At 61.3% G+C, this 24,139-nt stretch carries 22 protein-coding genes; 13 read left to right on the forward strand and 9 right to left on the reverse strand.

The features are described from left to right. Positions 1-27: 27 nt before the first annotated feature. Positions 28-1,002 carry a nitronate monooxygenase family protein gene (locus tag C5F71_RS20050; RefSeq protein ID WP_092234328.1) on the reverse strand — a complete coding sequence of 325 codons (975 nt, stop codon included), beginning with the start codon at positions 1,000-1,002 and terminating at the stop codon, positions 28-30. Between the two features lie 167 nt (positions 1,003-1,169). Here C5F71_RS20050 and C5F71_RS29085 point away from each other — a divergent pair, with 167 nt between their 5' ends. Continuing rightward, complete coding sequence (locus C5F71_RS29085; RefSeq protein ID WP_166647833.1) at positions 1,170-1,316, forward strand: hypothetical protein; 147 nt, start codon at positions 1,170-1,172, stop codon at positions 1,314-1,316. 28 nt (positions 1,317-1,344) lie between these two features. Here the strand turns inward: C5F71_RS29085 and C5F71_RS20055 are convergent, their stop codons facing one another. Continuing rightward, positions 1,345-1,737, reverse strand: coding sequence for a VOC family protein (locus C5F71_RS20055; RefSeq protein WP_092234331.1), 393 nt, complete (start codon positions 1,735-1,737; stop codon positions 1,345-1,347). A 33-nt stretch (positions 1,738-1,770) separates the two neighbouring features. Beyond that, positions 1,771-1,962 (reverse strand): hypothetical protein, encoded by a 192-nt coding sequence (locus C5F71_RS20060; RefSeq protein ID WP_029292315.1) that lies wholly within the window; start codon positions 1,960-1,962, stop codon positions 1,771-1,773. Positions 1,963-2,091: 129 nt separating this feature from the next. Between C5F71_RS20060 and C5F71_RS20065 the strand changes: the two genes are divergently transcribed. Beyond that, the gene (locus C5F71_RS20065; protein ID WP_029292316.1) at positions 2,092-2,994 is read left to right on the forward strand and encodes a LysR substrate-binding domain-containing protein; all 903 of its coding nucleotides are present in this window, start codon (positions 2,092-2,094) and stop codon (positions 2,992-2,994) included. A gap of 17 nt (positions 2,995-3,011) precedes the next feature. Here C5F71_RS20065 and C5F71_RS20070 read toward each other — a convergent pair whose 3' ends face one another. Next, on the reverse strand, positions 3,012-3,968 hold the full coding sequence (locus tag C5F71_RS20070) for a LysR family transcriptional regulator (RefSeq protein WP_029292317.1): 957 nt from the start codon (positions 3,966-3,968) through the stop codon (positions 3,012-3,014). 137 nt (positions 3,969-4,105) lie between these two features. After that, positions 4,106-5,293 (reverse strand): cyanate transporter, encoded by a 1,188-nt coding sequence (locus tag C5F71_RS20075; RefSeq protein ID WP_104911797.1) that lies wholly within the window; start codon positions 5,291-5,293, stop codon positions 4,106-4,108. Positions 5,294-5,692: 399 nt separating this feature from the next. Here C5F71_RS20075 and C5F71_RS20080 point away from each other — a divergent pair, with 399 nt between their 5' ends. Then, entirely contained in the window at positions 5,693-6,997 is a 1,305-nt protein-coding gene (locus C5F71_RS20080; protein WP_104910675.1) for an IS4 family transposase, read from the forward strand. A 532-nt stretch (positions 6,998-7,529) separates the two neighbouring features. Here the strand turns inward: C5F71_RS20080 and C5F71_RS20085 are convergent. Continuing rightward, positions 7,530-8,144 (reverse strand): NAD(P)-dependent oxidoreductase, encoded by a 615-nt coding sequence (locus C5F71_RS20085; RefSeq protein ID WP_104911798.1) that lies wholly within the window; start codon positions 8,142-8,144, stop codon positions 7,530-7,532. Positions 8,145-8,178: 34 nt separating this feature from the next. Beyond that, positions 8,179-9,045 carry an MBL fold metallo-hydrolase gene (locus C5F71_RS20090; protein WP_029292320.1) on the reverse strand — a complete coding sequence of 289 codons (867 nt, stop codon included), beginning with the start codon at positions 9,043-9,045 and terminating at the stop codon, positions 8,179-8,181. Between the two features lie 113 nt (positions 9,046-9,158). Here C5F71_RS20090 and C5F71_RS20095 point away from each other — a divergent pair, with 113 nt between their 5' ends. Further along, on the forward strand, positions 9,159-10,064 hold the full coding sequence (locus C5F71_RS20095; protein ID WP_029292321.1) for a LysR family transcriptional regulator: 906 nt from the start codon (positions 9,159-9,161) through the stop codon (positions 10,062-10,064). Positions 10,065-10,163: 99 nt separating this feature from the next. Then, positions 10,164-10,337: a hypothetical protein gene (locus tag C5F71_RS29090; RefSeq protein WP_166647834.1), complete on the forward strand. Its 174-nt coding sequence runs from the start codon at positions 10,164-10,166 to the stop codon at positions 10,335-10,337. On the opposite strand, the gene C5F71_RS20100 is transcribed toward C5F71_RS29090, so the two are convergent. Next, positions 10,311-11,225, reverse strand: a complete 915-nt coding sequence (locus C5F71_RS20100; RefSeq protein WP_029292322.1) for a helix-turn-helix domain-containing protein — start codon at positions 11,223-11,225, stop codon at positions 10,311-10,313. The two genes, C5F71_RS29090 and C5F71_RS20100, sit on opposite strands and share 27 nt — an antisense overlap. A gap of 179 nt (positions 11,226-11,404) precedes the next feature. Between C5F71_RS20100 and pobA the strand changes: the two genes are divergently transcribed. After that, entirely contained in the window at positions 11,405-12,598 is a 1,194-nt protein-coding gene (pobA, locus tag C5F71_RS20105) for a 4-hydroxybenzoate 3-monooxygenase (protein WP_104911799.1), read from the forward strand. Positions 12,599-12,714: 116 nt separating this feature from the next. After that, positions 12,715-14,169, forward strand: coding sequence for an MDR family MFS transporter (locus C5F71_RS20110; protein WP_256588163.1), 1,455 nt, complete (start codon positions 12,715-12,717; stop codon positions 14,167-14,169). Positions 14,170-14,372: 203 nt separating this feature from the next. Here the strand turns inward: C5F71_RS20110 and C5F71_RS20115 are convergent, their stop codons facing one another. After that, complete coding sequence (locus tag C5F71_RS20115) at positions 14,373-15,215, reverse strand: cache domain-containing protein (RefSeq protein WP_104911800.1); 843 nt, start codon at positions 15,213-15,215, stop codon at positions 14,373-14,375. A gap of 657 nt (positions 15,216-15,872) precedes the next feature. On the opposite strand from C5F71_RS20115, the gene C5F71_RS20120 reads away from it, so the two are divergent. From C5F71_RS20120 to C5F71_RS20145, 6 genes are all read left to right on the forward strand, one after another. Further along, the gene (locus C5F71_RS20120) at positions 15,873-17,246 is read left to right on the forward strand and encodes a glutamine synthetase family protein (protein ID WP_104911801.1); all 1,374 of its coding nucleotides are present in this window, start codon (positions 15,873-15,875) and stop codon (positions 17,244-17,246) included. 90 nt (positions 17,247-17,336) lie between these two features. Then, positions 17,337-17,993: a class I SAM-dependent methyltransferase gene (locus C5F71_RS20125; protein WP_104911802.1), complete on the forward strand. Its 657-nt coding sequence runs from the start codon at positions 17,337-17,339 to the stop codon at positions 17,991-17,993. A 122-nt stretch (positions 17,994-18,115) separates the two neighbouring features. Continuing rightward, positions 18,116-19,249, forward strand: coding sequence for a ribonuclease D (gene rnd, locus C5F71_RS20130; RefSeq protein ID WP_070995099.1), 1,134 nt, complete (start codon positions 18,116-18,118; stop codon positions 19,247-19,249). Further along, entirely contained in the window at positions 19,246-19,539 is a 294-nt protein-coding gene (locus C5F71_RS20135; protein ID WP_029292329.1) for a YcgL domain-containing protein, read from the forward strand. The genes rnd and C5F71_RS20135 overlap by 4 nt, the downstream gene beginning before the upstream one ends. A 113-nt stretch (positions 19,540-19,652) precedes the next feature. Beyond that, on the forward strand, positions 19,653-20,585 hold the full coding sequence (locus tag C5F71_RS20140) for a D-2-hydroxyacid dehydrogenase (RefSeq protein ID WP_104911803.1): 933 nt from the start codon (positions 19,653-19,655) through the stop codon (positions 20,583-20,585). Between the two features lie 135 nt (positions 20,586-20,720). Beyond that, the gene (locus C5F71_RS20145; RefSeq protein WP_104911804.1) at positions 20,721-24,128 is read left to right on the forward strand and encodes a hypothetical protein; all 3,408 of its coding nucleotides are present in this window, start codon (positions 20,721-20,723) and stop codon (positions 24,126-24,128) included. Positions 24,129-24,139 lie beyond the last annotated feature (11 nt).

Raw genomic sequence — 24,139 nt, forward strand, 5'->3', positions numbered from 1 at the left:
CTCGACAGCTCCCACTTTTGTTCTTCGTTAATGAGTCGCGCTGAGGTCCAGGCGTTTACGTGAGGCTTGATACTCGCCCTTGAGCCGCTCGATCAAACCGCCCGCCGGCAGTACCGACTTGACCGCGCCTACACCTTGGCCTGCGCCCCAGATATCTTTCCATGCCTTGGCCTTGGCCCCTTCACCGGTGCCGAAATTCATTGCCGAAGGGTCGGACACCGGTAGTTCATCCGGGTCCAGGCCGCTGTTGGCGATGCTTTGGCGCAGGTAATTGCCATGCACGCCGGTAAACAGGTTGGAGTACACAATGTCATCGGCCGAGCTCTCGACAATCATCTGCTTGTAGGCCGCCTGGGCATGGGCTTCTTCAGTGGCGATAAATGCCGAGCCTATGTAGGCCAGGTCCGCACCTGCTGCCTGCGCGGCGAGAATTCCATTGCCGTGGGAAATGGCCCCCGAAAGCAGCAGCGGGCCGTCGAACCATTCACGGATTTCCTGGATAAGCGCAAAGGGCGAAATCTTCCCCGCATGGCCACCGGCGCCCGCAGCCACGGCGATCAGGCCGTCGGCGCCTTTGTCGATGGCTTTTTTGGCGAAGGTATTGTTGATCACGTCGTGCAGCACGATGCCGCCGTAGGCGTGCACCGCGTCATTCACATCCACCCGCGCACCCAGGGACGTGATGATGATCGGGACTTTGTACTTGGCGCACAGGGCCAGGTCGTGTTCGAGGCGATCATTGGACTTGTGCACGATCTGGTTGACCGCAAACGGCGCAGAGGGCTTGTCCGGATGCAGGGCATCGTACGCGGCCAGCTCGGTCGTGATCTGTTTGAGCCACTCCTCCAGCACAGGTGCCGGTCGTGCATTCAGTGCCGGGAACGAACCCACCACGCCCGCCTTGCACTGGGCGATTACCAGCTGCGGGCTGGAAATAATAAACAGCGGCGAACACACCACTGGAATCGAAAGACGGCCTTGCAACACAGCGGGGAGAGTCATGGCGGCTCCAATCGGATCGGGGGTCGGGTACCTGGCGAGGAGAAATTAGCAGGGTGAATTTTAATATGCAACCAGTTGCATAGTTGCAGCGCTCGCTGCCCGCAAGAAATGCGTTTGCTGTTCTATGCTGCTTAAGCGGGACTCAATCTTAAGGACGGGAGGACGGTATGAACAATGAACCCAAGCCGCACGACGAGACGCAGCAGGAGCGCGCCCGGCAGCGTCGCGAGGAAGAGAAGCCACAGACCTGGAAGCACCCGGATGATGGTACGGAACTGTCCGAGCGCGATCAGGAGCGTCCGCTGAAACCCTGACGGCAACAGCCGGCTTGCCAGGTGCGTGTCAGCCTTGGATCGGCGTACACAGTTCCACCAGCGTGCCATCCGGGCAACGCACATACGACACCACCTGGCCCCAGGGCTTGCTGCTTGGCGCCGTCAGCTCGCTTGCACCGGCGCTTAGCGCCTTGGCGTGGGCGGCCGGCACGTCATCGGTGACGAACCCCAACTCCATGCCCAGTGGTTGTTTCGAGCTGTGGGCTGCCACGTGCCCGCCGGGAAAATTCATCTCCCCCAGCTCATGGGCCGCAAAGGACAAGGTGGTGCCACCCGTATCCAGCTCGCCATAGGTGCCTGATTCATGCAGGAAACGCCGGTTGAAGCCGAAGGCGTTTTCAAAAAATTGCAGGGACGCGGCGACGTCGGGCACATAGACGATGGTGTAGGCGAACTTCATGGTTAAGCGCTCCATGCTTGAGTGAGATGGTGATTAAAGAATGCCTGCCGATACCAGCAAGGCCGTAGGAAACCCCGACGCGAGCACCAGGTACGCAACGATAGCGGCCAGGCACAACCCTACAAATACCCGCAACAGTGTTCTGGCGGTAGGGTGGGCGATGAACTTGATGGACCAGATGCACATCCCGGCCATCAGAACAGCCAGGACAAGAATGACCAGCACGGTGATGTTCTCGGTTGCCGTGGAAGCTGATTTATAGTCCCAAACCCTTGGCTTGGATAGTCTGCACATAGACGCAGGGCCCGCTGTGTTCCTAAACTGCCGGCTGTCTTGGGCTGTGGTGCGCGTGCCATGAATCGCAATGAATTACGCAAGGCCGATATCAATCTGATGGTGGTGTTTGAAACGCTGATGCTCGAGCGCAACGTGACACGCGCGGCAGAGAAGCTGTTTCTCGGCCAGCCGACGATCAGCGCCGCCCTCAACCGCCTGCGCACGTTGTTCAACGACCCGCTGTTTATCCGCGTCGGCCATCGCATGGAACCCACGGCGCGGGCCGAGGAACTTATCCTGCATCTGTCGCCGGCCCTGGATTCGCTGTCGGCGGCGTTGAGTCTTACCCATGATTTCGACCCGTCTGTCAGCACCATGACCTTTCGCATCGGCCTGTCCGATGACGTCGAGTTCGGCCTGTTGCCACCGCTGCTGCGTGCCCTGCGCACCGAAGCGCCGCAGGTGGTATTTGTGGTGCAGCATGTGGATTACTGGCGCATCCCGGATTTGCTGGCAGCGGGCGATATTACCGTGGGCATCACCCAGACCCGCGGCCTGCCGGCCAATGCCAAGCGCAAGTTGTTGCGCCATATCCGCCCCAGCGTGCTACGCGCCGATCCCTCGGACCAGCCGCTGACCCTCGATGAATATTGCTCACGGCCCCATGTGCTGGTGTCCCACACCGCCAATGTTGCGGGTTTTGCCGATGAGTGGCTGGCAGAGATCGGTCGCAAGCGGCACGTAGTGTTATCCGTGCCGCAATACAGCTCCTTGCCGGCGTTGTTGGCCGGCACCGATATGATCGCCAGCCTGCCGGACTATGCGGCCCAGGCCATGGCGGCGGCGGGCAACCTGTTTTGCGAGCCGTTCCCGTTCGACACGCCGACCCTGGACCTGTCCATGGTCTGGCTAAGCCACGTTGACAGCGACCCCGCCGAGCGCTGGATGCGCTCACGGCTGGAAGCCTTTATGAAGGGCTGAGAACGTTGGATTGCACGCTATGCATGGGCTTCTTTCAGCGCTTCCAGCTTGAGGCTTGCTGCGGCTCTGGCCACCTGTTCCCGAAACCACAGGTTGGCGCTTTCCTGCTCGCTGGCGTCGTTCCATTGCATATCCAGGGTAAACCCCGGCAGGCCGTTGGGTGCCTCGCAGTGGCCAAACTGCGGCTCCACGGCCAGCAACTGCTGCACACGTCGGGGCAGGGTGACGATGAAGTCGGTGCCGGCAATCATCTTCAGCGCCGCGCTGTAGCTGTTGGCGCGGGCGATGACCTGGCGCTTGTGGGCCTGGCGGGCCAGCCAGCCGTCGATCATGTTGGTGTCCGAGGTCCAGGGCGTGGGGAATACGTGGCGCCGTGCCACAAAGGACTGCAGGCTGAACGCCGGCTCGCGCGGGGCGGCGCGTTTGTCGAAGACGCAGACCAGGTCGTCCTCCAGCAGCATCTCGGTCCTGAGGTCCTTGTGCTCGCGATGAAAGTGCGGGCCGAAGCAGATCACCAGGTCCAGGCGCCCGTCGCGCAGCGCTTCGATGGGAATCTCGGTTTCCAGCTTCTGCACGTTGACGATCACCGGCAGGTCGGCATGATCGAAGTCTTTCAACAATCTGGGCAGGATCAGTTGTTCGAAGTACTCGGGCGCACAAAGGTTGAAGGTGACGGTTTTTTGCTTGGGGTCGAACGTCTGCGCACCCGCATGGCAGAGGTTGATGCTTTCGAGGATTTTCTGCACATGGCCATACATGGTGCTGGCCTTGTAGGTCGGGCGCATGCCGGCACGGGTATTGATAAACAAGTCGTCCTCGAAGCTGGTGCGCAGCTTCTTCAGGCTGTAACTGACGGTGGACTGGCTGACAAACAGGGTTTCGGACACATCGGTGACGCTGCTTTGCTCATACACCGCGATGAACACCATCAGGTCCTGCATATCGAGCTTTCTAAGCAAGTTGCTGTTTAGCATTCGTTCCGTCCGTGAGTCTGTTGCGCGACCGCAGCGCAAACAAGACAAAATGTTAACGGAACGCTCGTACCAATAGAAAGGTCTGTCGGACCTTTCTATGTTCATTGTGGGACAGATACTGTTTGGAACACGACGCCCTAGCGGATATGCCGTGCATAGTGGCGTGGGTCGAAGCGCAGGACGATCAGTAACATCACCACCACCACGGCGGTGAGCGACCACCAGGCCCACTCGAAACTGCCCAGTTGGTCGCGGATCATCCCGGCAATCAGCGGCGATACGCCAGCAATCAGGTAGCCGATGCCCTGCACGAATGCCGTCAGGCCACCGGCGCGGCGTGGGTTGTCCAGATGGTCGAGCGACAGGATCAGGCTCATGGGGAACAGCCCGCCAATGCCCAGGCCCAGCAGGCACGGCCACAGTAATGTGAGGTGCTGCGGCGAGAGGATCAGGCCACAGAAGCCCGCGATGATCAGCACCAGCAACACGGCAACCACGCCGCGCTTGTCCTGCCGCCGGTTGGCGATGGCCGGGGTGATCAGCCCGGACACCACTTCCATGGCCGTCAGGAAGCCCAGTAGCAGCCCGGCGTTCTGTTCGCTCCAGCCCTGCTCGACGTAGTACGGCGCCAGCCATGCCAGTACGCAGGTGTAGGAGGCGGTACCGAGGCCGAAGAAAATCGCCAGCAACCACGCACGGCGATTACCGAAAAATGACTCCTGGGGGCCGGCGCCGGCTGGGGGCAGGGGTGGCAACGCTGCGCGCTGGGCGTACCAGAGCAGCAGCGCCAATACCGCAAGCACCGCCCAGATTGCCAGGCCGATGCGCCAACTGCCGGTTTGCACCTGGATGAACGGCGAGAACGATGCCGCCAATGCTGCGCCACCCATGATCGCTGTGACGTACAGGCCCATGAACAGCGAAACATTGTCACGAAAGTGCGACTTGATCAGCGCGGGCATCAACGCCTGGATCAACGCAATGCCCACGCCGGCGGCAATGGCGCTGAGGATCAATTCGGCCGCAGAGTCGAGAAACAACCGCGACAGGGTGGCCAGGCCAATCACCACCAGCGACAGCACGATACTGCGATGCTCACCCAACCGTTTGCCCAGGCCAATGCCAAAGAACATCGCCAAACCCATCGCCATCACTGGCAGCATGGTCAACAACGAGGCGGTGCTGAAACTCAGGGGTACATCGGCGCGGATCGACGATAACAAAGGCCCGACCGCCGCCATGGACGGGCGCAGGTTCAGGGCCACCAGCACAACGCTGAGCATCAGCCAGAGGGCGGTGGTGGGTTTAGCGTGGACGTTTTCCATGGGCGGGCCTTGAGCGGACAAGGTCGCTATTAGGCGGCCACCCAGGGCGGGGGGCAAATGAGAAAGTCGCAGGGGCTATTGAAAAAACAGGCGCTGCTTTGTCGATTGCACACCTGACCTGTGGCAATCAGATATTGCGCAGAGACTGGTTGTGGGGCTGCTGCGCAGCCCCGCGCGGGCATGAGTATCTACACAACTCTCTGATACTTCTGGGCTCTGGGTTTTGGGCTGATGTAGGGGGCATATCCATTGCTGCGGTAACGGCGGCCATGGGTTCCGCCCTTACGGCCAGCCCTTTCAAGGTCTTTGATAAAATCCCCCAAAACGCCAGTCAGGGGAACGAAATCGATGTGGGCAGAAGTTCTAGCGCGGTTTGAGAAAAAAGCACCGGCCAGTGTCATGACCAAAGTGATATTGGAACAGGCTGTTCCTGCTGAATGGGTCGATCAGGTGTTCGAAGAACATCGTCAGCGGCAGTACCCACGCGAGCTTTTGTTTTCAACCATTGTTGAACTGATGTCCCTTGTTTCATTGGGCTTGCGACCTTCTCTGCATGCCGCCGCGCGGCAGATGGAAGACCTTCCTGTTAGCTTGGCGGCGCTGTATGACAAGGTCAGCCGCACAGAGCCTGCGCTGCTGCGCGCCCTGGTCACCGGGAGCGCAGAGCGCTTGGCCCCGACGATAAAAGAGCTGGGGCACTCAGCCATTTTGCCTGGCTGGCAATTAAGGGTCGTTGACGGTAACCACCTGCCTTCCAGCGAAAAGCGCCTGGGCGCTTTGCGCAGGGAACGGGGCGCCGCCCGGCCTGGTTTTTCCGTTGTGGTTTACGACCCCGATCTGGACCAGGTCGTCGATCTTCAGCCTTGTGAAGATGCCTATGCCAGCGAACGCGTCAGCGTGCTGCCATTGCTGGAAAAAGCCAGTGCGGGACAACTGTGGATGGCTGATCGACTCTACTGCACACTCCCGGTCATGGGGGCCTGTGAAGATACCGGGGCCTCGTTCATCATCCGCGAACAGAGCAAACATCCACGTCTGCTTAAGGAAGGCGATTGGCAGGAGCCTATCGCGGTTGCGGCAGGCAGCGTGCGCGAGCAAATCATCGAAGTAAAAGGTGGTTGCCAGTGGCGGCGAGTCGAACTGAAGCTGCAAAAACCCACCGAATCCGGCGACACCACGCTGCTGTTCTGGAGCAACTTGCCTGACTCTATCAGTGCCGAGCAAATCGCCGATTTGTACCGCCGTCGCTGGAGTATCGAAGGGATGTTCCAGCGCCTGGAAGCGGTGTTGGACAGTGAAATCGAAACCTTGGGCAACCCCAAAGCAGCCCTGTTGGGGTTTGCGTCGGCCGTGTTGGCTTACAACGTTTTGGCGGTGCTCAAACGCAGCGTTGAGCAGGCTCATCGCCAGATCCTGCCCGACGATTGGGAAGCATCGATTTTCCACCTGACGGTACAGGTACGCAGCGGATATGAAGGCATGCAGATTGCCTTGCCGCCAGAGCCCTTATCGATCCCAATTCCTGAAGCAGGATTGGCTCCGTACTTACTGACGCTGGCGAAAAACGTCCTACCTAAAGCGGTCGCCAAGAGCAAACGGGGGCCAAAGGTGCCTAAACCCAAAGAGTGGCTGGAAGGCAAAGCCGCGAATGCTCACGTGTCGACGGATCGGGTACTCAAGGCAGCTAAGCTCAAAAGACCTTGAAAGGGCTGGCCCTTACGGCGGCTCACTTTTGAACAGCGCAAAAGTAAGCAAAACGCTCTTGCCCCACCACTCGGTGCCTCGCCTAGGCTCGGCATGCCCGCAGTCAGGCATTGCTCCGTGGGCCCGCCGCGATCGGCCATCCATGGCCGTGTCGCGGCTACCCCGGCATCCTGCCGGGGTGCCCACTGCGCAATACCTGCCTGCGGCCATCGTGGTTTAACGGGGCGCCTAAGATCAAAAGCCAGATCAACAGCAACGCCAGAGCGCGAAGCTGCATTCCCCTGTGGGAGCGGGCTTGCCTGCGATAGCGGTGTATCAGCCGATAAATATATTGACTGATCGACCGCTATCGCAGGCAAGCCAGCTCCCACAGGTATACGCGTAAGCCTCACCGATCAGGTCGGCTGTCAGGGCGGAACCCATAGCCGCCGTGACCGCAGCAACGGATATGTACACAACCCAAAGAACCATCAAAGAGTTGTGTAGATACTCATGCCGCGCGGGGCAAGCCCGCTCGCCACAGGGTGTGTGCTTAGTAGCCTACGGTGAAACGCTGGCGCGAATGTTTCGGTGTTTCCACTTCATCGATCAACGCAATGGCGAAGTCGGCAAAGCTGATCCAGCTACGGCCTTCGCTGCTCACCAGCAGGTCGTCCTGGCCCAGGCGGAACGTGCCGGTGCGCTCAGTCTCGACAAACTCTGCCGAGGGCGAAAGAAAGGTCCAGTCCAGCGTCTTTTCCTGGCGCAAGGTGTCGAGGAACACCGCACCCGCACTGGCCTCGGCCTTGTATTCGGCAGGGAAACCTTCGCTGTCGATGACCCGCCCGCCGCCCGGCAACAGCAGCGAACCCGCACCGCCCACTACCAGCAAACGCTTTACGCCGGCCTGTTTGACCGGGCCGATCACTGCGGCAGCGGGCAGGGTGGCGAAGTGCGCGGCGCTGATCACCACGTCGCTGCCGCTGATGGCCTGTTGCAGAGCTGCCGCGTCCAGGGCGTCGACCTGTTTGACGGTCAGGCCGGGACGCGCTGCGATAGCGCCAGTGTTACGGGCAATGGCAGTGACCGTGTGGCCGCGACGCAGGGCTTCTTCCAGCAGTTGGCTACCGGCACGGCCGGTGGCACCAATGATTGCAATCTTGCTCATGACGTTCTCCAGGGTGGGTAAAGGTTGGATCAATTCACCACTTCATTTCGCCCTTGGCGACTTTGGCGCTCAGTTCCAGAGAGCTTTCATCGGCCAGGTGCGGGTAGCGTTTTTTCATCGCCGCAATCAGTGCGGTGGAATCCTTGGCCTTGGCGGTCTCTACGTCGAACGCCTTGATGTAGTCGGCAGTGAAGGCGACAGATTTGGCCGAAGGTGTGCCCAGGTAGTGACCGGGTACCACGGTGACCGGTTTGAGTTTTTCGATACGTTGCAGGGTGCCCAGCCAATCGGCGTGGGATTTCGCGCCCTGGGTGTCGGCCATCCACAGGTGGATGTTTTGCGAGACCACCACGCCGCCGACCACGGCCTTGATCGATGGGATCCAGACAAAGCTGCGATCCGGCTGCGGGCCGTCCAGGCCGATCACTTCCAGTGCTTGCCCTTCAAGCGTCAGGCTATGGCCTTCGAGGACTTGGGGAATAATGGTTTTGGCCGGCTTGTCGTCGCCCATTTTCGGACCCCAGTATTCGATCTTTCCGGCAACGGTGGCCTTGATATGGTCGACCACTGGCTGCGGGGCGAGGATCTTGGCCTGGGGGAAGGCGCTGGCCAGGGTGTCGAGGCCGAAGTAGTAGTCTGGGTCGCCATGGCTGATATAGATGGTGGTCAGTTGTTTGCCGCTGGCGCGGATTTTCTGCACCAGTTGTTCGGCCTGGCCTTTGCCAAACTGCGCGTCCACCAGGATCGCGTCTTTCTCGCCGCTGACCAGCACTGAACTGACGGGGAAGATCGCCGATTCGCCCGGGTTGTAGACATCGAGAGTGAGGTCGGCGGCGACGGCGTGGGCGGCAAAGCCGAGAACGGTAGTGGCCAATACAAAGCGCTTGAGGGTGGTGAGCATGTTCAGGTCCAGGTCAGGGGTGCCTTGGCAGGCGATGGACAGAGCTTAGTTGCACTGAACGCAGCAAAAAATGCGATGCTGGAACATAGTTTGTTTCTGAAATCGGGCAAATCATGGATCGTCTTCAAGCAATGCGCGTGTTTGTCACCGTGGTCGACCTGGGCAGCCAATCTGCCGCCGCCGATCATCTGGACCTGTCGCGCCCTGTGGTGTCGCGTTATCTGGCGGAGCTGGAGGACTGGGTCGGCGCACGCTTGATGCACCGCACCACCCGCAAGCTCAGCCTGACCGCCGCCGGCAGCGAAACCCTGCCACGATGCCGGCAGATGCTGGAATTGTCCTGCGACATGCAGGCCGCCGTCAGCGAACCGGACGACGCCCCCCGTGGCCTGGTGCGCCTGAGTGTCAGCACCTCGTTTGGCCAGGCGCAGTTGGCCGAGGCGATGGCCGATTACGTCAAGCGTTACCCGTTGGTCAGCATTGACCTGCAGATGCTCGATCGCACGGTGAACCTGGTGGATGAGCGCATTGACCTGGCGATCCGCACCAGCAATGACCTGGATCCCAACCTGATCGCCCGTCAACTGACGGTATGCCGCTCGGTGATCTGCGCTTCGCCGGCGTATCTGCAGGAACACCCGCAACCCCAGCGGGTAGAGGAACTGGCGGGGCATAACTGCCTGACCCATTCTTACTTCGGCAAAAGCCTGTGGCATTTCGAGGAGGATGGCGAACCGGTGTCGGTGCCGGTGCACGGCAATATCAGCGCCAATGAGGCCAGCACCTTGCTACGGCTGACCCTGGCCGGCGCGGGGGTGGCGATGTTGCCGACCTATCAGGCCGGCGATTACATCCGCAGCGGGCAACTGATCCGCCTGCTGCCCCATGCCGAGCCCCGGCGGATGAACATGTACGCGGTCTACGCCTCGCGCAAGCACATGCCGCAGGCCTTGCGCAGCCTTCTGGATTTCCTGGTATTGCGCTTCCCGCCCGAGCCGCAATGGGATGCGGGGCTGTAGGGCCGATAAGGCGCCTGAATACCCGTCAATACTGGCAACTCGCCCTGGCTGACCTATGCTTAAGACAGCACCTTCTTGATCTGTCCGGAGGTCACCGCCATGACGATCAAAACCAGAAAGTACCTGATGATCTTTGCCCTGTGCGCCTTCGCCACAGCCCTGTACGGCACCGCCGCCTACCGCGCCGAACAGGCCCGCCAGCAACCGGGCATGGCCGCGAGCTGCAACCATGGGCAATGCACCTACTCAGCGACGTTGAGCGCTCTGCGCTGACACGCCATCGATAGGCGCCGCGTTCAGCTGTTCGCGAAATGCCTTGGGTGAAAACCCCACGCGTCGTCGGAACAGGCGTGAAAAGTTGGTCGGATCTGAAAACCCCAAAACCTCAGACATTTCGTTGATGGTCATGCTGGTGTAGGTCAGCAGGCGCTTGGCCTCCAGCAACTGACGGTCATGCATGATCTGCAAGGCCGGCTGCCCGCCCAATTCGCGGCAGGTGCCATTGAGGTGCGATACAGAGATCCCCAGCTTGTGCGCCAGGTCTTCGATTTTCGGGTGTTCGCGGTAGTGCTGCTCCACCAACTGGGTGAACCGCCGGAAGTATTCACGGCCCCGTGGGGCCCGTGGATGGCGGCGCTGGATGGCCTGGCGGCTGATCCACACCAATAGCACGCTGACCAGGGCGTGCATCATCATGTCCCGGGCCGGGAAGTCGTCGCTGTATTCGTTCTGCAACCGCGTAAACAGGCTATTGAGATAGTCACTGTCCTGGCCCGCCGGGTAGCTGCCCAGGGCGCTCAAGCCGTCCACCGCCGAACCCAATTGGCCTTGCAGGTGCGCCACCAGTGGCGCGGCCAGTGTCACCACAAATCCTTCGACATCCTCGGAAAACCGGAACCCATGCACACACAGCGGCGGCAGCACCTGCAGGGTCGACTGCGTCAGCGTCGTGCGCTGGCCCTCGATCTCCAGTTGCGCCTGGCCCTTGTACACGTAGAGCAATTGGCACAGGTCCGCATGCCGGTGGGGCTGGATCTCCCACTGGTACTCACGGCTGCGCCGGGAGATGGTTTCACAGTGCAGCAAGTCTGGCGTCGGCCACTGTTGGCTTTCCCCGTAGAGTTTGAACACTGGAATCGCGGGGCTGGCATTTTTGGTCATGTTTTTATCCGATACTCAGGACAGTGGTTCGGTAATCGCCCCGATTGGCGAAAAGCGCAGGCTTTGGCTCAGTTTTCACCTTCTTGTGGCGGTCACTCAAGGGAAAAATGCCAGTACCAAAACCACTGACAACGCTTTCACCGGTTACGTTCGGGGGAAGCAGGCGGGTCATAAAAATAATGAAAACGCTAAAAACCCAAATCGCCATCATCGGCGCCGGTCCTTCGGGGCTGCTGCTCGGCCAGTTGCTGCACAACGCCGGGATTGAAACCCTGATTCTTGAGCGGCAGACCCCGGACTATGTTCTGGGGCGGATTCGCGCCGGGGTGCTGGAGCAGGGCATGGTCGAGCTGTTGCGCCACGCGGGCGTCGGCCAGCGGATGGACGCCGAAGGCCTGGTGCATGAAGGCTTCGAGCTGGCTCTGAATGGGCGTTTGCAACACATCGACCTGAAATCCCTGACCGGCGGCAAGACCGTGATGATCTACGGCCAGACCGAAGTCACCCGCGACCTGATGGCCGCCCGCGAGCAGGCCGGCGCCATCACTTTGTATGAAGCACGCAACGTACAACCCCACGACCTCAAGGGCGAGCGGCCCTGGCTGACCTTCGAGCATCAAGGCCAGCAGGTACGCGTGGATTGTGACTACATCGCCGGTTGCGATGGCTTCCACGGCGTGGCGCGTCAGTCGATCCCCAGCGACGTGCTCAAGACCTTCGAGCGGGTTTACCCCTTCGGCTGGCTGGGCATTCTTGCCGACACCCCGCCGGTCCACGACGAATTGGTATACGCCAAGCACCCGCGCGGCTTTGCCCTGTGCAGCATGCGTTCGTCCAGCCGCAGCCGCTATTACCTGCAAGTGCCGGCCGCGGAGTCGATTGACGCGTGGTCCGACCAGCGCTTCTGGGATGAACTCAAGGCGCGCTTACCCACGGATCTGGCGGCGCAATTGGTCACCGGGCCGTCGATCGAAAAGAGCATCGCCCCGCTGCGCAGTTTCGTGGTGGAGCCCATGCAGTACGGGCGCCTGTTCCTGCTGGGAGACGCCGCCCACATCGTGCCGCCCACCGGGGCCAAGGGCCTGAACCTGGCGGCCAGTGATGTCAGCACCCTGTTTACGATCCTGTGCAAGGTGTACCGGGAAGGGCGCGTGGAACTGCTGGAAAAATACTCACAGATCTGCCTGCGCCGTATCTGGAAGGCCGAGCGGTTTTCGTGGTGGATGACCTCGATGCTGCACCAGTTTCCCGAGGCGGATGGCTTCAGCCAACGTATCGCCCAGAGCGAGCTGGAGTACTTTGTCGAGTCTGAGGCCGGGCGTAAAACCATTGCAGAAAATTACGTCGGACTTCCCTACGAAGCTATCCAATAGCTGGCTATCGAGTAACATGACGGGCATTGCCGCGGGCCTCTTTTTCCGTGGCCTTGCCTGCAGGTTCTGCCGTGACTCAACCCACACCTTCCGTACGCAGTGTCCTCGCCGCGCTGATGTTGGCGATTTTCCTCGGCGCCCTGGACCAGACCATCGTGGCGGTGTCGATGCCGGCCATTTCCGCCCAGTTCAACGACGTCAACCTGCTGGCCTGGGTCATCTCTGGCTACATGGTGGCGATGACGGTGGCGGTGCCGATCTACGGCAAGCTCGGCGACCTGTACGGGCGCCGGCCCATGATGCTGATCGGCATGGGCCTGTTCACCGTCGCCTCGCTGTTTTGTGGCATGGCGCAAAGCATGGAACAACTGGTGCTGGCGCGTATCCTCCAGGGCATTGGCGCGGGCGGGATGATTTCCGTGAGCCAGGCGATCATCGGCGACATCATCCCACCCCGCGAGCGCGGGCGTTACCAGGGTTACTTCAGCAGCATGTACGCCGTCGCCAGCGTGGCCGGGCCGGTGCTGGGCGGCTATATGACCGAGTACCTGTCGTGGCGCTGGGTGTTTTTGATCAACCTGCCATTGGGCGCGGGCGCCTGGTGGGTGGCCCATCGCACCCTGGTGGGGCTGCCGGTGCCACAGCGCAAGCCGATCATCGATTACCTTGGCACGCTGCTGATGATCGTTGGCCTGACGGCGTTGTTGCTGGGCATCACCGAAATCGGCCAGGGCCATCATTGGCGCGATGATCAAGTGCTGGGCCTGCTGGCATGTGCCCTGGTGGCGTTGACGCTGTTTGTCTGGCACGAGCGCCGGGCGCGGGAGCCGTTGTTGCCCATGCACCTGTTCGCCAACCGCAGCGCGGTGCTGTGCTGGTGCACGATTTTCTTCACCAGTTTCCAGGCCATCTCGCTGATCGTACTGATGCCCCTGCGCTACCAGAGCGTCACGGGCGCCGGCGCCGACAGCGCTGCGCTGCACCTGCTGCCGCTGGCGATGGGCTTGCCCATGGGCGCGTTCTTCGCCGGGCGCATGACCTCGGTGACGGGGCGCTACAAACCCATGATCCTGGCCGGGGCAGTGCTCACGCCGATTGCGATCTTCGGCATGGCCTTCAGCGCACCCCAGTCCCTGGTCTTGAGCAGCCTGTTCATGGTGCTCAGTGGCATTGCCTCAGGCATGCAGTTCCCGACATCCCTGGTGGGCACGCAAAACTCGGTGGCCCAACACGACATTGGCGTCGCCACCAGCACCACCAACCTGTTCCGCTCCCTGGGTGGCGCGGTCGGCGTGGCATGCATGTCGGCCTTGCTGCTGGCGTTGTTGCAGGATTCGAGTATTGCCCATCTGGCCGGTGGCTCGATGATGGCTGAAGGCAGTTCCGGCAACGTCCTGCTCGATGGCCTCAATGCCGCGCCCGGCCCGGCGCAGGATGCTTTGCGTGGGGAGTTGCTGAGTACGTTCCGGCGTTTATTGATGATCAGTGCGGCGGTGTCGCTGCTGGGGCTGGCGGCGGCGATTGCCATGCCCAACCACCTGTTGCGTGGGCGTGAGGACAAGGCGCGATAAACGCTTCGACCCAGGACGCTCAATTAAGCGCGAACCCCGCCCGTGGCGAGGGGGCTCGTCCCCCGTTGGGCTGCGCAGCAGCCCCAACCCAATAAGCCTCACCGAGTTTTATCTGACACACCGGGGTGGCATATTTTGGGGCTGCTGCGCAGCCCAACGGGGGACTAGCCCCCTCGCCACGGGGATTCTTTAGCGCGGGCGCTTTATGGGCTGTAGTAACCCACTGCCACTAGAAAATGCCCACTCTTACGCAGGTAGGCATGCTTGTCTTCCACCTTGCCGGTCACCGGGTTTTTCCAGCGGTACTCATATTCGCCCTGACCCTGCTCCTTCATCAGTGCCAGGATCGGCTCACCCACGGGCTTGCCGTCCGGGTCCTTGACCTTGGCAAAGTCGGTGTTGATCAGGCGCAGGTCGGTACCATGGGCCACGTAGCGCCCGGTATCCAGGTCGACCACGAACACATACAGGTCGTCCTGCAGGAAGCCACCTTGCAGCGCGTTGATTGCCTTCAAGGTGCCCGCTTCGTTTTTCTCCAGGTCCTTGACCGCCTTGTCCCGCAGGGCCTTGGCCTGTTCGGGCGTGGCGCGGGGCAGGTAATAGCCGACGGCCAGGATGTGCTGGCCGATGCGCTGGTAGAACACATGCTTGCGTTCAACCTTGCCATCGTTCCAGTTCTGCCAGCGGTATTCGGCCTGCTGGATGCCATTGCCTTCCGGAATGTTCAGCGCTTCCTTGAAGGACTGGCGCAGGTCCGGGCCGAGCACTTTGGACACGTCGCGCCCGATCAACGCCGATGACGGGCCGCCACTGGCCAGCAGCACGCCCTTGGTATCGACCACGAACACATAACGGTCCTTGTCGACAAACTCGCCCTGGCGACTGAAGGCGGCGAAGGCCTTGTCACCGTTGTCATGATAGTAGGCCAGAGCCTTCTCCAGCAGCGCTTTGGCGGCCTGGGCGTCCTGTTCCTGCGCGGTAGCGGCGTGGGCCTGGCTGGCACACAACAGCAACAGCAGCCAGGTGGCGCGGAGCATTCCCTTCATTGACCCGTCCCTCGTTCTTGTGAATGTCCCAACAGCGTAGACGGCTGTGAGCTATGCATGAATATTCAGCAAACGATGTAAGTCGCTTCTGAATGTTTAGTGAGGTCGCATCCAAACTCCATCAAGGGTGAATTTAACGACTTATTGCACCGTGTGACGCTGGTGCTCATCTCTTCACTGTGATCACTGCATGGACGGCTCCCCCGACGCTCACCCCGAGGCCTCGCCTGGCGCCATCGCGCCCTGCTGCCCGGTATGTCGGTTGGGTGCTGATGCACTGCCCTCTGAACTGGCCTTTTGGGCGCTGTGGCACTGCCGCCACGCCCGCCCGCCAGACACCACGCCCTTACGCTGATTGCCCCCATCCAGGCATAGGTATCTACACAACTTTGCCGCAACACCTAGGTCCAGGCAGATAGCGCAGTTGTGGCGAGCGGGCTTGCCCCGCGCTGGGCTGCGAAGCAGCCCTAAACCCGCCTATCGCAATTTATCTGAAGAAACGCGGCGGGCTTATTGGGGCTGCTTCGCAGCCCAGCGCGGGGCAAGCCCGCTCGCCACGGGGGAGTTCGTCAGTTTCTGAAAGTTGTGTAGATACCTATGCCCATCCAGGGCGTGCCGTCGTGCGCGCCTGCCTGACGCAAACGTAAGAGAGCTGCCATGAGTACCGTCTTTGCCAACCTGCACGAAGCCCAGTCCTTTCTTGACCACAACCCCGATATCGAGATGTTCGAACTGTTCATCCTCGACAGCAACGGCGTGCCCCGGGGCAAGTTGCTGCACCGTGATGAACTGCTGGCGGTCTATGCAAGCGGTCGGCCGCTGCCCAGCACCATCCTGGGCCTGACCCTCAATGGCGATGACGTAGAAAACTCCGGTCTGGTGTGGGAGGTGGGCGATATCGATTGCCGTGCCTACCCGATCAGCGGCAGTTTGCAACGCATGCCGTGGCGCTTGATTCCCACGGCTGCGGTGCAAGTCAGCATGCACCCCGAGGAAGGCCTGCCGGCGACGGTTGCCGATCCCCGGCACTTGCTGGCCAAGGTCATCGACGGGCTCAAGGCCGACGGTTATTACCCGGTGATGGCGGCGGAACTGGAGTTCTACCTGCTCGACCAGAAACCCGACAGCAATGGCCGCCCGCAACCGGCGCGGGATGTGGATGGCGCTCGCCCGCGCTCGACCCAGGTCTATGGCCTGCGGGAACTGGAGCAGATCGAGCCGTTTCTGGCCGACCTGTACAGCGCCTGCAAGCTGCAAGGCATCCCCGCGCGCACGGCAATTTCCGAATACGCCCCAGGCCAGGTGGAGATCACCCTTGAGCATCGCAGCGATGCGTTGCAGGCGATGGACGAGGCGGTGCGTTACAAACGCCTGGTCAAGGGCGTGGCCCACAAGCACGGGATGACGGCCTGTTTCATGGCCAAGCCGTTCGACGACCTGGCCGGCACAGGCATGCACATGCATGTCAGCCTGGCGGATGCCGACGGCAACAACCTGTTTGCCAGCGAGGCGCCCGACGGTACGCCATTGTTGCGCCAGGCGGTCGGCGGGATGCTCAGTACCTTGCTCGACTGTTTGCTGCTGTTTTGTCCCAACGCCAACTCCTACCGCCGCTTCCAGAGCAACAGCTACGCGCCGCTGGCCGCCACCTGGGGCGTCGACAACCGCACGGTGAGCCTGCGTGTGCCAGGCGGGCCGGCGTATTCGCGGCATATCGAACACCGCATCTGCGGCGCCGATGCCAACCCTTACCTGGCCGCGGCAGCCATTCTCGCGGGGATTCACCGAGGCATTCGCGAGCAGCGCGATCCGGGCGCGCCGGTGACGGGCAACGGTTATGCCCAGGGCAAGGCGTTGCTGCCCACCGATTGGCTGACCACCTTGCGCGCATTGGAAGGTTCGGCCTGGGCGCGTGAGGCGTTCGGCCAGGAGTTCCTCGGCGTGTACCTGGCGGTCAAGCGGGCCGAGTACCGGCAGTTCATGGGCGAAGTGGGTGAGCAGGACTGGCGTTGGTACCTGCACCAGGCGTGACGATGGCCTTTCGACCTTTTTTTCACGCAGGGGTGGTTAAGCTCAAGTTCCAGTGTCCGTAGAGACCGGTTCATCTACATGAGTCCCGTGATGTCACCACCCCTCTTATCGTCCATCGAGGCTGAATTCGCCGCGCGCTGTGATCGTGACCACGCTCGGGTCTGTGGTGACACGCGACCGCCTGGTTTGCTGCGGCGCTTGTGGTTATGGCGCGATGAGCGCCTGGTGCGCCAGGCCCTGAAGGTGGCGGGGGAGCCCGGCCTGGTGCTGGACCTGGCCTGCGGGGCGGGGCGTTTCTGGCCGGTGCTGGCTGAGCACAGCAACCGCGTGATCCTGGCCTCGGACGCCTCCCAAGTCATGCTCGATCATGCACAGAGCCACCATGGCGCGGCATTTCTGCGGCGGATCAAGACGTTTCAGGGCTCGGCCTTTTCCATCGGCCTGTCGGCCAACGCGGTGGACTGCATTTTTTGCCTGGAATTGTTTCGCCACGTCCCCACGGCTGACGCGCGGCTGGCGTTGTTGCGCGAATTTCACCGGGTCAGCCGCGACACGGTGATTGTCTCGGTAGACAGCGACAGCCGCCATCGTCAACGCCACCCGGCAGGCGCGGGGCAACCTTTACTGGCCCATCGCAGCGAGGTGGAAGCGGAGTTCCGCCAGGCGGGCTTCACGGTGCTGAACCAGCAAGAGTTCATGCCCGGCTCGGCCTTGTGGCGGGTTTATGTGCTGCGTAAAAGAGGATAAGCCGCGCACGTCGGACTATTCTTCGTCTCCTGTCAGAGTTTTCATGATGGCTGGCACACTGCGGGTGCTCGAAAGACCCTCAGGCGATATATACTGCGCGCCATTCTTCAAGGGAGAGCCGTGTGGCCATCGATATTCACTGGATCTGCGACAACGATAGCCTCGGCCAGCATTGCGCCGAATGGCAGCAGTTGCCATTCGTCGCCCTCGACACCGAATTCATGCGGGTCGACACCTTCTATCCCATCGCCGGGTTGATCCAGATCGGGGATGGTGTACGCGCTTATCTGATCGATCCCCTGACCATCGATAACTGGCAGCCCTTGGCCGCGCTGCTGGAAAATCCAGCGGTGATCAAGGTGGTGCACGCCTGCAGCGAAGACCTGGAAGTATTGCTGCGCCTGACCGGCAGCCTGCCGGTGCCATTGTTCGACACGCAATTGGCGGCGGCCTACCTGAACCTCGGCTTCTCCATGGGCTACTCGCGCCTGGTGCAAGCGGTGCTGGATATCGAGTTGCCCAAGGGCGAGACCCGTTCGGACTGGCTGCAGCGGCCACTGTCCGAGACCCAGGTCAGTTACGCCGCCGAAGACGCGGTGCATCTGGCGCAGGTCTATACGCTCCTGCGTCCGCGGTTATCCGACGATAAGTACGCCTGGGTCCTGGAAGATGGCGCCGAACTGGTGGCCAACCTGCGCCGGGAAATCGACCCCTACGAGGTCTACCGCGACGCCAAGCTGGCTTGGAAACTGTCCCGGGCCCAGCTCGCCGTGTTGCGCGAACTGTGCGCCTGGCGCGAGCAGCAGGCCCGTGCCCGCGACCTGCCACGCAACCGCATCATCCGCGAACACTCACTATGGCCCCTGGCCAAGTCGCAGCCGGATAACCTCGCTGCCCTGGGCAAAATCGAAGACATGCACCCGCGCACCGTGCGCCAGGACGGCGAGTTTCTGCTGGGCCTGATCAAGCGTGCCGCCAGTGTGCCGATGGACCAATGGCCACCGGCCGTACCCGAGCCGTTGCCGGTGGATGCCGCGGTGCTGATCAAGCAACTGCGCGCCCTGGGCCAGACCTTCGCCGAACGCCTGGACATGGCCCCGGAACTGATGCTGCGCAAGAAAACCCTTGAGGCGCTGGTCAAGAGCGGCTACCCCGATGGGCCTTACCAATTGCCTGACTCGCTGCGTGGCTGGCGCCGCGAGTTGATGGGCCAGGCGCTGCTGGACAGCCTGGCCACTGCCGGAGAACAGCCTTGAAACATATTTGCTCCATCTACCGCAGCCCGAAACGCGCCGGCATGTACCTCTACGTGCTCAAGAGCGATGCCCTCGAGCGCGTGCCCGAAGGCCTGCTGACGGTGTTCGGCAAGCCGGTACACGCGTTCAACCTGGTACTGACGCCGGAACGCAAGCTGCAGCAGGAGGATATCGTGGCGGTCCTGGCCAACCTCGAAAAGCAGGGTTACCACCTGCAAATGCCACCGCCGGATGACGAGTACATCGAACACCTGCCCGAAGAGTTGCTGCGCCGTAACGACCCGATGTGATCGACCAGTGTCCCGTTCGGGACACGTTTGAATCGAATGACCTGGCGAGCCCCGAGCCCTGCAGTCAGTTTGCTGGCGGTGGCCGCCTGCACTGTTTTTGAAAGGTTTGAACCATGCGCGTTCTGATAGCAGAACAGGACCACCCGCTGTACGCCCGATTGCTGCGCGAAGCGGCGCCGGATATTGAAGTCCTGACCAGTGGCGACTCGGCCCAATTGTCGAGCCTGGCTGCCGATTGCCCGGTGTGGCTGGGCCAGCCGGACCTGCTGGCAACCCTGCTGCGCCAGGGCCATCACCCGCAGTGGCTGCAATCGACCTGGGCCGGCATCACGCCGCTGCTGGCCGATGGCCTGCCACGGGATTATCGGCTGACCCGTGCCGTCGGCATTTTTGGCCAGGTGATGGCCGAGTACGTGCTCACCTATATGCTCGGTCACGAGCGTGAAGTGCTGGCGCGCCTGGTGAGCCAGGTCGAGCGCAAGTGGGACAACCGCATGGGCCAGAGCCTGGCGGGGCGCAAGGTGCTGATCGTCGGCACCGGCGATATCGGCCAGAGCGTGGCGCAGTTCCTGCTGCCCTTTGGCGTGGAGTTGTACGGCATCGCCAGCCAAGCCCGGGAGCAGGCACCGTTTATCGAGGTGGTCGGGCCGGATCAACTGGGCCGCCTGGTGGGCGAGGTGGACTATGTGGTCAACCTGCTGCCCAACACGCCCAACACCCACGACCTGTACGACGCAGCGCTGTTCAAGCAGTTCAAGCCGACCGGGTTGTTTATCAACGTCGGGCGTGGCGTGGCGGTGGTGGATGCCGACCTGGTCGAGGCCTTGAAGGAAGGTCACCTGGCCGGTGCGGTGATCGACGTTTGCCGCCAGGAGCCACTGCCCCAGCGCCATCCGTTCTGGACCGCCTGGGGGTTGCTGCTGACGGGCCACAGTTCCGCGCCGACATGCCCGCGCAGGATGGTGGCGCTGTTTGTCGAAAACCTGCGGGCGTACCAGGCCAAGGATTCGCTGCGGGGCGAGGTGAGTTTCGAGCGGGGATATTGAAAAACCCCACACAGTGCGTGGCACCCATCTGATTTTATCGCTGGCGGCAAAAGTGGGAGGCTCTCTGACCTTAAGAAGGGAGGCCTCTCCATGCTCGTTTTGCGCGTTGTTCCCCCGCCACTATCCCCGCTTCTCATGCCTGCGGCTGATCGCGCCGTTGACGCTTCCCGCCCGCTGCAGCCGCAACCTGATCCGACCACTGTTGATGCAGGCGCCCAGGTCATCCCGGCCCGAACCAAGCAGCCGGCGGGTCTGCGGGCCGGGCTGGCAGACCAGGCAAACCTCAAGCTCCTGGCGCGCAAGCTCCACGAGGTCGCCACCCGATTGGGCGTAGACGCTGCGCCTCAGGCAGTGCTGGCGGCACTGGGTAGCACACCGATGGGCATCGACCCTGAGTCGTCCCATGCGCTGGAGACCGGTCGCAGCATCACCTTGGCAGCCTTTATCAAGCATCTGGGTTTATTCCTGCCCTCCAGTCATTTTCATCTCACCAGCCTGGCCCAGGCGCTGGATGAAAAAGCCCTGGAGCACCCTCTTGGCGATTTTGGCGGTGGGCTGTCCTGGCCGGTGCCCTTGAGCCCAACTGAGCAGCGCAAACTTGGCGTGTTGACCCAGAGTTATCTGGGTGAGCAGCCACAAGGCAGGCAAGGCAAGGGGCTGTTGGGTTTCCTGCACGCTGGCCAGCCAGTCGCCGCGCCTGTGCTGGGCAACCCCGCCAAGGCTCTGGAGTCGCTGGTCAGTTCCAGCCAGGGGCAGCGGCTGGGGAAGTACCTGCAGCAACAAATGGGCGGGATAGCCACTGACCGCAGTGCCGGCGACTATTTGCTGGCTGCCATGGCTGTACAGATGGATCCCGAGCCCATCGGCGCTCCCCAGCGCAACAAGGTGGCGGGTTTCGACCTGGCCAGCGAGAAGCGCTGGGGCCAACCCGCTTCAACGGTGGTAGCGGGGTTGAGCGAGCACCTGAGCGCTGGAGGCAAGACCAGCCCGGAAATGGCCGGGGTGGGCGCCTATCTGTTGCTGGCCAAAGCGGCTCCCGAATTTCTTATCAAAGACATCCCCGCCAGCGTGACCTATGGCAGTTCGGCCTGGGCCAGCCTGGCGATTGCGGCGGCGACCATCGAGGCCCAGTCGCCGGGCAAAGTACCGAACATGACCTTTGTGCAGGTCATGCAGCAGGCCGAGCGCGCAAGGCTGGCTGATCCGGATATCACCCAGCGTGCACAGCAGGCTGCGCTGGTGGACTGGGGGGTGGTCAATGGCCTGCTGGTGCGCAAGGCGGACGAACGCTACACCGTCCAAGAACTGGACACCCTCCAGAACACCTTCAACACCCGCCAGCAGCAAATGATCAGTGCCAGCCGGTCATTGGACCAGGCCCTCCCTAGTCGAAAGGCACTGGCGCTGGCCGAACTCAAACAACGGTTTGGCGATCTCGGTGGGCTTTTTGAAGAAAGGTTGATCAGCACCACAAGCTACCCGCGAGGAGCGCCGGGAACGCCGGCCACCCGATTGGTCGGCCTCCATTCGTTGCTGGATATCGCCATGATGGACCTGCCTTCTCCAGCCTTGTTCTATTCGGCGGACAGCCGCATCCCCCTGGCCGAGTTGAATGCCAACTACCGGTTTGGCACAACCGAGTCGTTCAACCAGCAGTTCAATGACGTCATCCAGAGTAAAAAAGCGGCGGTCACCACGGCTATCAAACACTTGATCGCGCAGCTTCCCCTGGAGGACCGAAAGAACTTTGAATATGGAAAGATCGCCTTCTATCAACGTTCATCCCATACGCTAGGGCTGGGGTTCTCCGATAAAACCCATCATCCCAAGGGGGTGGAGCTGCTGGTAAAAACCGAACGCGAGGGAAAGACCGCGGCGTACGAAATAAACTTTGCCCAAGGCACTATTCGACCAACTGAGCCCTGGCAAGCCGAGGAGCGTCGTTCCAGAAATGCCAACCTGGTCTGCGAGACCAAGGCGTTCACACCTGCCGCCAGCCAAGCCCAGCAACAAGAACAAACAACACCCGTGGGTAACCCGCTACTTGATAGTTTTGCGACGGCACGCACTCAGTACATTGCGCAGGCATTTGTCGAACACCTTGATCTTGATGATCCCGCGATAAAGGAACACGCGGGAGGGCACACCACGCTGGACGCACAGCGGGGCAGGGCCAAGGTTGTTGAAACGTTTTTATTGAACCTCGTTCCGCTGCGTTCGGCGATTGTCAATTTCCAGCAGGGCAACTATGGCGAGGGCGCCTTTGACCTGGCGCTGGATATCTTTGGCTTCCTGACTGCCGGCGCGGGCGTCGCCGGAAAGCTTGGCAAGTTGGGCAGCGCAGCCATATCCGGGACGGCCAAGGCCTTGCAGGGAGCGAAGATCATTGGTGCGGCCACGATTGGCGCCTTGAACCCGCTTGGCGGGTTGGGTGACTTGAGCGTCGGCGGTGCCAGGCTGGTCGGCAAAGGGCTCGCCAAAGGTGTCGGCGGGGTCAATAGGCTCAGGGGCACTTCCGGCAGCTATGACCTGTTGAAGGCTGTCAGCAACGACTATGGCGCAGCGGCCACCGGCAGGTTCAAGGTGGCAGGGCGCAGTGTCGAAGGAGGGGCCGTCCTGCATAACGGCAAATGGTATGCCTTTGATGCCGACAGGCTACGTGCCTATGGTGGGCCTCTGCAGGACTTTGTGGCCCAGACCAGGGCCGTGGACGGCACGCTTGCCATGGCACGTCTCGCGCCGGGCAGCGAGTTGGGCAACAGGATGCTCGTCGAGTACAGCGTTGCGCCCTCGAAAATAGCCGGGTTGTCGCGCAACAGCCAGGGGGTCTATGTTGCGGCTGACGGTCACTTGTCGCATATCCGCCATACCGACAGTGCCGGTGAGACGGCTGTGTATGAGGTTCGGCAAGTCACCCGTACCGAAGAGGGCGTGGTGCAGGCACGGATCTATCACCGTGGTCGGCAGACGCCGCTATTGGTCCAGCACGTACAAGGTGATCAATGGCAGCGCCTGAATCTGTTGGGCGCTGCTCCGATGCCGGTGGCAGCCGATCTGGGCGCTGTGATCGGGCAAGGTGGCGAGGGCATTATCTACGCGAGCCTTGATGGCAAAAGTGTCTACAAGGATCTGGGGCCTACATCAATCAAGCCATCGGATAAGTACATCAATACGGAAGTGGTATCGCTGAATAAATATTACGGCGAGGGTTTTGCCAGGGTAATCATCGAGGATGGGCGTAAATATATAAAAATGGGGCGGATCGAGGGTGTGGATCTCAGCATGTTCAAGCGCAATGGCCTGCCACCCGAGGCGCGCTCATTGCTGGATGATGTATTGGCGCAAATGGAAGCCAAGGATATCTATCACAATGACCTGCAATTAAAGAACTTTATGTACTCTGCCAAAGACCAGAAAGTTTACCCGGTGGATATGGATTCCCTGGGTTTGGAGTTTATGGTGCCGGTGGTCATGGACACATATAACAGGCATAAAGAGGCGCTGCGCGTGGCCTACAGTGGCCTTGTCGCTAAACCTTCTTGATGGGGGGCTGG

It is taken from the genome of Pseudomonas sp. LG1D9 (assembly GCF_002949995.1).
Taxonomy (GTDB): domain Bacteria; phylum Pseudomonadota; class Gammaproteobacteria; order Pseudomonadales; family Pseudomonadaceae; genus Aquipseudomonas; species Aquipseudomonas proteolytica.

Bases quoted from the DNA above. Each gene is read 5' to 3' on its own strand.
- C5F71_RS29085 (WP_166647833.1), top strand. From the start codon at position 1,170: ATGAACAATGAACCCAAGCCGCACGACGAGACGCAGCAGGAGCGCGCC.
- C5F71_RS20085 (WP_104911798.1), bottom strand. From the start codon at position 8,144: ATGAGCAAGATTGCAATCATTGGTGCCACCGGCCGTGCCGGTAGCCAA.
- C5F71_RS20090 (WP_029292320.1), bottom strand. From the start codon at position 9,045: ATGCTCACCACCCTCAAGCGCTTTGTATTGGCCACTACCGTTCTCGGC.
- C5F71_RS20075 (WP_104911797.1), bottom strand. From the start codon at position 5,293: ATGGAAAACGTCCACGCTAAACCCACCACCGCCCTCTGGCTGATGCTC.
- C5F71_RS29090 (WP_166647834.1), top strand. From the start codon at position 10,164: ATGACGATCAAAACCAGAAAGTACCTGATGATCTTTGCCCTGTGCGCC.
- C5F71_RS20050 (WP_092234328.1), bottom strand. From the start codon at position 1,002: ATGACTCTCCCCGCTGTGTTGCAAGGCCGTCTTTCGATTCCAGTGGTG.
- C5F71_RS20065 (WP_029292316.1), top strand. From the start codon at position 2,092: ATGAATCGCAATGAATTACGCAAGGCCGATATCAATCTGATGGTGGTG.
- C5F71_RS20110 (WP_256588163.1), top strand. From the start codon at position 12,715: ATGTTGGCGATTTTCCTCGGCGCCCTGGACCAGACCATCGTGGCGGTG.
- C5F71_RS20095 (WP_029292321.1), top strand. From the start codon at position 9,159: ATGGATCGTCTTCAAGCAATGCGCGTGTTTGTCACCGTGGTCGACCTG.
- C5F71_RS20100 (WP_029292322.1), bottom strand. From the start codon at position 11,225: ATGACCAAAAATGCCAGCCCCGCGATTCCAGTGTTCAAACTCTACGGG.
- C5F71_RS20140 (WP_104911803.1), top strand. From the start codon at position 19,653: ATGCGCGTTCTGATAGCAGAACAGGACCACCCGCTGTACGCCCGATTG.
- C5F71_RS20055 (WP_092234331.1), bottom strand. From the start codon at position 1,737: ATGAAGTTCGCCTACACCATCGTCTATGTGCCCGACGTCGCCGCGTCC.
- C5F71_RS20080 (WP_104910675.1), top strand. From the start codon at position 5,693: ATGACCAAAGTGATATTGGAACAGGCTGTTCCTGCTGAATGGGTCGAT.
- C5F71_RS20115 (WP_104911800.1), bottom strand. From the start codon at position 15,215: ATGAAGGGAATGCTCCGCGCCACCTGGCTGCTGTTGCTGTTGTGTGCC.
- C5F71_RS20120 (WP_104911801.1), top strand. From the start codon at position 15,873: ATGAGTACCGTCTTTGCCAACCTGCACGAAGCCCAGTCCTTTCTTGAC.
- C5F71_RS20070 (WP_029292317.1), bottom strand. From the start codon at position 3,968: ATGCTAAACAGCAACTTGCTTAGAAAGCTCGATATGCAGGACCTGATG.
- C5F71_RS20125 (WP_104911802.1), top strand. From the start codon at position 17,337: ATGTCACCACCCCTCTTATCGTCCATCGAGGCTGAATTCGCCGCGCGC.
- C5F71_RS20145 (WP_104911804.1), top strand. From the start codon at position 20,721: ATGCCTGCGGCTGATCGCGCCGTTGACGCTTCCCGCCCGCTGCAGCCG.
- pobA (WP_104911799.1), top strand. From the start codon at position 11,405: ATGAAAACGCTAAAAACCCAAATCGCCATCATCGGCGCCGGTCCTTCG.